The organism is Paraburkholderia sp. JHI2823 (genome assembly GCF_038900695.1).
In the GTDB taxonomy this organism is placed as follows: domain Bacteria; phylum Pseudomonadota; class Gammaproteobacteria; order Burkholderiales; family Burkholderiaceae; genus Paraburkholderia; species Paraburkholderia mimosarum.
The window spans coordinates 1-5462 of the sequence record NZ_JAYMRY010000094.1; the positions used below are offsets into that span (position 1 = coordinate 1).

Annotated in this window: 4 protein-coding genes and 3 pseudogenes; all 7 read right to left on the reverse strand. The window is 57.9% G+C overall.

The window, feature by feature from the left end:
• Positions 1-315, reverse strand: a pseudogene (locus VSR34_RS37225) (IS6 family transposase); the annotation flags it as partial.
• A gap of 26 nt (positions 316-341) precedes the next feature.
• Complete coding sequence (locus tag VSR34_RS37230) at positions 342-626, reverse strand: ATP-binding protein (protein ID WP_342965107.1); 285 nt, start codon at positions 624-626, stop codon at positions 342-344.
• Positions 623-850 (reverse strand): annotated as a pseudogene (locus tag VSR34_RS37235) (IS21 family transposase); the annotation flags it as partial. The pseudogene VSR34_RS37235 and the gene VSR34_RS37230, both read right to left, overlap by 4 nt.
• A gap of 123 nt (positions 851-973) precedes the next feature.
• The gene (locus VSR34_RS37240) at positions 974-2068 is read right to left on the reverse strand and encodes a cysteine protease StiP family protein (RefSeq protein ID WP_342965108.1); all 1095 of its coding nucleotides are present in this window, start codon (positions 2066-2068) and stop codon (positions 974-976) included.
• Positions 2061-2819, reverse strand: a complete 759-nt coding sequence (locus VSR34_RS37245; RefSeq protein WP_342965109.1) for a trehalose phosphatase — start codon at positions 2817-2819, stop codon at positions 2061-2063. The genes VSR34_RS37240 and VSR34_RS37245 overlap by 8 nt, the downstream gene beginning before the upstream one ends.
• Entirely contained in the window at positions 2809-3936 is a 1128-nt protein-coding gene (locus VSR34_RS37250) for a phosphoribosyltransferase domain-containing protein (RefSeq protein ID WP_342965110.1), read from the reverse strand. The genes VSR34_RS37245 and VSR34_RS37250 overlap by 11 nt, the downstream gene beginning before the upstream one ends.
• Positions 3937-4403: 467 nt before the next feature.
• Positions 4404-4910, reverse strand: a pseudogene (locus tag VSR34_RS37255) (IS6 family transposase); the annotation flags it as partial.
• Positions 4911-5462: the final 552 nt, after the last annotated feature.

Here is a 5462-nt window from a genome sequence, read left to right on the forward strand (position 1 = left end):
GTCGAGTTCAGTGCCATGCTCATCGACCGCGCGCCACAGCAGATACGGTTCCCCGCGCAGCGTCACGAACATCTCATCCAGATGCCATGTGCTGCCCCGCTTGCGCCGCGCCGCCTTTGCACACTGGACGAATCCAGTGCCGAACTTGTCGCACCAGCAACGGATTGTTTCATACGTGACGACGACACCACGCTCAAGCAACAACTCCTCGATATCGCGCAGGCTCAGGCTGAACCGGAAATACCAGCGAACCGCGCAGCTGATGACGATGGCAGGGAAGCGGTGACCGTGATAAAGCGACTTTCTTTTCTTCATCGCTTCATTCTACCCCCGCTACTGCGTCAACCTGACAGAGCCCTTTTGAGACCATCGGCACGGCGCCGAAGTCGAAGGCGGCGAGCGTCTTGGTCGGGTCCAGATGCGAACTCAGCACGGTGCCGCTCGATGCGTCGTTTAGCGCGTTCGGCCAGCTCGTGCTCTAGCAGTGCGCCGAGCAGGCGTGCGGCCGGCCAGGCTTCCTTGTCCGAGCGCTCAGTGAACTCGGGCCACAAGCTACCGATCGTTGGCAAACGCAGCTCGTTGAGCATCAAGGCCAGGCGGCCACCATCATGCGCGGGTACGTTCATGCTGCCACCTGCTCGAGCAGTTCGCGATAGACCGCAACGGGCGGCATCTGAACCTCGACATCGGGACACTGGGCCACACGGGTTGCGTATTGGTCACGCAGCGCCTTGAGATCGGGAACGCCGTGCTGGCCCGCGAGCTCAAGCAGGCCGACCATCGTCTTGCGTGCATCGCGCCGTGACAGGCGGGCATCGAGTTGCTCCCAGGTTCTGCGGTAAGCCGCGCGTCTTCCAGGCACACCACAGGTGAGCGCAATTCTGAGATCTGGTGCCGAAATCCACGTCCGGGATGTCACCGCGGGTCGGCATGTACAGAGTCGCCCCGACGGCGAACGGAGAAATGGCGCCCATCAGATCGGAGACCGTATGATTGTCGCGGCACGATACGGACCCAGGTCGGCGCCAGCTTCCTCTACGGCCACGCCCGCGCGGTCAGTGAGATGCATTAACAACTGCACGTCGTTGTCGTTGCGATCACGTACCAGAACGTGATCAGGAACACGACGCAGAACCGCTCGGGTTGCCTCAGCGATACCCGGCTTCACGCGATTCAAATTGGAGATGTCAAAGCGAGTTGCCAGCGAGGACACCACGTCATCAGCGGACGCTTGGAGTTCCAATCGCTGTTCGTTAGTCCATGGAGTTGCGGGATAACTCTCGCACAGCGCCGCGCGTTCGGCCTCGATCTTATTGATGAACTCTCGGGTTACATCATGCTTAGGCAGGTGGTCGTATGTCACGCAACCATGAAGCCCGCCTTGAGTCGGCCAGATGGTGCGGGAGACTAGGCCGGACACGGTTGCGCCGAGGATGCCGGACGGGATTACCCAGTCCTCTGCAGAGCCAGCTAGCCAAGCGCGGCCGCAGGGGTCTGCCAGAACAACGAGGCGAGGATCTTCTGGGAAGCGCTTGTCGTCGTCCAAGGTCCGCTTGAGCTCACCGGAGATTGCGCCTTTTCCGGTCCAACCATCCACGAAGACGATCTTTTCGGGACCGTGCAACTGGATGACGGCTTCCAGAGCCACCGTGTCGATACCGCGATCGCGAATGATGCTGACGCCGTAGTGGTGAGCATCACGGCCCATTTCGACGAGTGCCCGGCGCAGCAGGACGCCGAGGGGCACGCCTGCTCGAACAAATGAAACCAGGGCGATGCTCGGCCCGGTGTAAGCGGCACTCAATGCCAAGGCCAGGGACTGAACATTGGAAGCCATACGAGCGCCGTTCTGCGCCAGGAAATGGGTGTAGAAACCCTTGTGCACGTTAGTAGGAGCCTGCTCCAAGCTTATCATCTCGGAGTAATGCTTCTGATTCGTCTGGATCAGAAGTTCCTTTTCGTCAACGTTAGTGACGCTCATCGACACGCGCTGCAAAAGGAAATGCACATCTCCAGGGGCGTAGCTGCCGCTGCCGACGGTGCTCAGTGTGGCGAGAAGATTAGTCATTGATGAGCCCCTTCACTACGGTCGCCAGTTGACTGTGCGCCGGCGTCGACCAGATGTGACAGAGATCCATGAACCCCAGGTCGGAGATGCTGTCACCGAAGCCCAGGACTGGCCGCTCGCCGTGGATCTTACGGTCGCGGCGCAACCATTCTTGAACGGCGAAGCGCTTTTCCAAACCCGCAGGCAGGAAGGCGAGGTTGTTGCCGTTAACGTGGGCGTGCATGAATTCCAGCATGCTTCGAGATTGAACTTCGGTCAGCAACTCGGTGAGCACCGAGTCGTCGGACTCGTTGTGCTTGGTAACGACGTAGTGGCGCAGACCTTTCTCTGCGACTACGCAACTGCGCACGGAGTAGCCCAGTTCTTTGCCGATTTGCAGGGTGGCTTCGCTCAGTGTCGACAGCCGGTCTTGAAAGGTCCGGAGCGACGCGGCCATCTGTCCGTGCCAGGTCTGGTCAAGCGATCCGTCAGGGCGGAGTATCACTCCACCATGGGAGCAAATTGCGCCTTCGGTGAAAGGAAGCTTGACGCGGTTGTAGGCCTCCACGCTGCGTGCGGTAACCGGAACGACATCGGCCGAGGCCAGCAGCCAGTTGATGAAGAGGTTCTGGACCGGGTTCATGTACCCGTTGGGCTGCCCATGCACGTCCAGAGTGGCGATGATTCGTGGTGTGGCCTCCTCCATCTTGCCTGCGGTCTGGATCAGGGTATCGTCGAGATCGACGAATATCAGCGGACGGTTACTGCTCATCGAAAATTATCTCCGCATTCAGGGCATCAACCAGTTGTGCAGGGAGCGCTTGCGCCGGGGTTTCCGTGCAGATAAGAACTCGGTCGAACTGACCGGGCTTCACGTTGTAGAGGAAGTTCGGAATACCGAGGCCATAGTTGTCAGGAAACGACAGCACGTGCTCGATCGCGTGGCCCAGGGCTATAGGGGATCTCGTGGTGGAGCTGAAGTAGACGTCTGCCCCGGCTCGCTCCGCGCGCTCCGCCAGCAGGAAGGGACGCCAGACAAACTCACCGGTACCAACTATGACGACCTTCTCGCCGGGCCGGATTTGAATGTCCGGTGCGAGCGTGTCCTCCACGCGGCGAACACCCAGGCGCCCCCAGTCATTGCGGGGTGAGAGAGGCCATTCGCCTATAGAAACGGCACCGACGCCTGGCATATCCGGCAGGGGCGCGGACTGATCTTCGTGGAACTGATACGACCCGCTCAACAAGGATACGGCGGTGGTCGACTCTCCGATGGCCCTACTCACCGCACCAGCAGACCAGTCCGTCAGGACGCACGTGACCACACGCTCGATCTTCTTGAGGCCGGCTTCGATTAGTGCGCGGTGTAGGTTGAGAAAGGTCTTGCCGGTAGAAGCCTCATCGTCCACCAGGACTAAAGATCGGGCCTGAAGCATCAAATCACGAACCTCGGGATCGACCGGCAGGTGGACTAAGTGGGTGCTGGCATGACTGTGCTCTTCCTCGAATCGAGCAAAGAGGTCGGTACCCAAAGGATGACGGGTACTGGTGAGGTACACGCTATCGGAACGCGTTGCACTGTAAGCACGGTGCACACCGGCACCGAGGCCAACTGCTGTTTCGGCCACGCCGATTACCAGCACTGGGCCGGGCAGGTTCGCTGGGATCTCGCTGACGAGGCTCTCGAAACTGGCAGCCATGATCGATGGGCGCGCCGGTATGTAGCGTCCCAGAACTTTGGATACAAAGAGGAATGCCCGCTTTGGATTCCGGCGCTCCGCGAAACCGAACAGGTTAGCCGCGGGCAAGGTGGCGGCGTCGACTTTGACCTCGAGCAGTCCCCGCTTTAGTTTAGCGCGTAGGAACGTCGGTACTACATTGCTATCCATGAACTGCTTCCTAGTTTGATGCGAGGTCGTTGAGGACCTAACTGGCTGTTGAAAATTGCCCCGTTGTGACAACCGCGGCACTGTTTTAAATGATGGTATGCAATTCGTCGCTGAGTTGTAGATGGATCGTCCGGGTTGCACCACAGGCGAGTGCGCCAGCCGGCACATTTTCGCGCGGTGGCCGCGCCTAGGCGACTCATTGCGCTGTTCTTGCGGCACCGCCGTCACTATTCCGGCCACTTGGCTCAGGTTGCTAGCAGCATCGTCAGTTGAAGGATTTTTTCGCGATAATGGCGACGGTCATAGTAAAGCGCGATATCACACGATTGTTTATTTCGCCAGCGGATACAATTGCTCAACGGCAGATGGTTGAGTGCCACGAATTGCCGGGATTCAAAGATTTTCGCTGCGCACGCATCATTATGGTTGCCATGGAAGTCATGTATTGGCAGATGAAATGCAATACGACGAGTGCGGCGCTTCATGGCACGGTAGTCCTGCTCTACAACGTTGTTCAGGCATTTGTTCTGGCGGACCTTGATCGGCGTCTTACGTTCAGCATTGAGCGCTTGTAGTGCCGCCAGGTTTGATCCGCTCTTCTCGATTGTCACGGTCTCCGGTTGACCGTTCTGGACCATCGCCTTTTCGAAGTATCGCCTGGCCGCATCCTTGCCACGATGGAATGGCAGAAGGAATTCGACCGTGTTGCAAGCCTTGTCCGCGCGTTACAAATATTTCCACTCGCCCCTCACGCGAATGTACGTTTCGTCCTCCATAACTGGCAACAGTTTGAGTGCCCAGCGATGCACGGTCGAATGGTCAACCGAAATTTCTCGCTTGCCCATCATCTGCTCGAGGTGGCGCAGACTCAGCGGATAGGCAACGTACCAGCGTAGGCATAAAAGAATTACGTCAAGCGGATAACGCAGGCGCTTGAGTACCTTCGCCACCGCGGGATTCAGGTTCCGCCTCATTGGTCAGATCGTCCGTCTTCGGGACTCATATCCTCACCTCCGTGTGAGTTTGACTTCCGAAAATGACTGATGCAATTTCCGTGCCGGACGGACGGTCATATAGACACAACACAATTCTGAACTGCCTGTTGAAAATGTCCAACATTTGTCGCGCATCGGACAATTTCGGAGATATTGCAACGCAATTCAACGGGATAAGGTAAGGTGACCAACGAACGCTTGATTGCATGGGTGCATTGTTGTTTAGATTCGGTTCAGCACTGAGCTGATTTCCTCATCATCCGCCAGGAAATCGCCGAATAGGCTTGGACCGGAGAGGTAAGCAACGCGCGAAGACCCTTCTCGACAGCTGCTGGAGTAGATTGGTATTTGCTATCAAAAGGACGAGAGATTGAGCGGGCGCGCAAGTTGACGATGCGTTTAAGTGAGGTTCCCTCGGTTTTTCGCCTTCCAGAGGCCTCTGGTTACGCGGCAGCATCCTTGGTCTGCTGAGCTTTGATCCAGTCTTGCAGGAACTGAACCGGCGATACAAAGCCGAGCGACGAATGACGA

Coding starts and splice junctions, on each gene's coding strand:
- VSR34_RS37230 (WP_342965107.1), bottom strand. CDS start 626: ATGAACGTACCCGCGCATGATGGTGGCCGCCTGGCCTTGATGCTCAAC.
- VSR34_RS37250 (WP_342965110.1), bottom strand. CDS start 3,936: ATGGATAGCAATGTAGTACCGACGTTCCTACGCGCTAAACTAAAGCGG.
- VSR34_RS37245 (WP_342965109.1), bottom strand. CDS start 2,819: ATGAGCAGTAACCGTCCGCTGATATTCGTCGATCTCGACGATACCCTG.
- VSR34_RS37240 (WP_342965108.1), bottom strand. CDS start 2,068: ATGACTAATCTTCTCGCCACACTGAGCACCGTCGGCAGCGGCAGCTAC.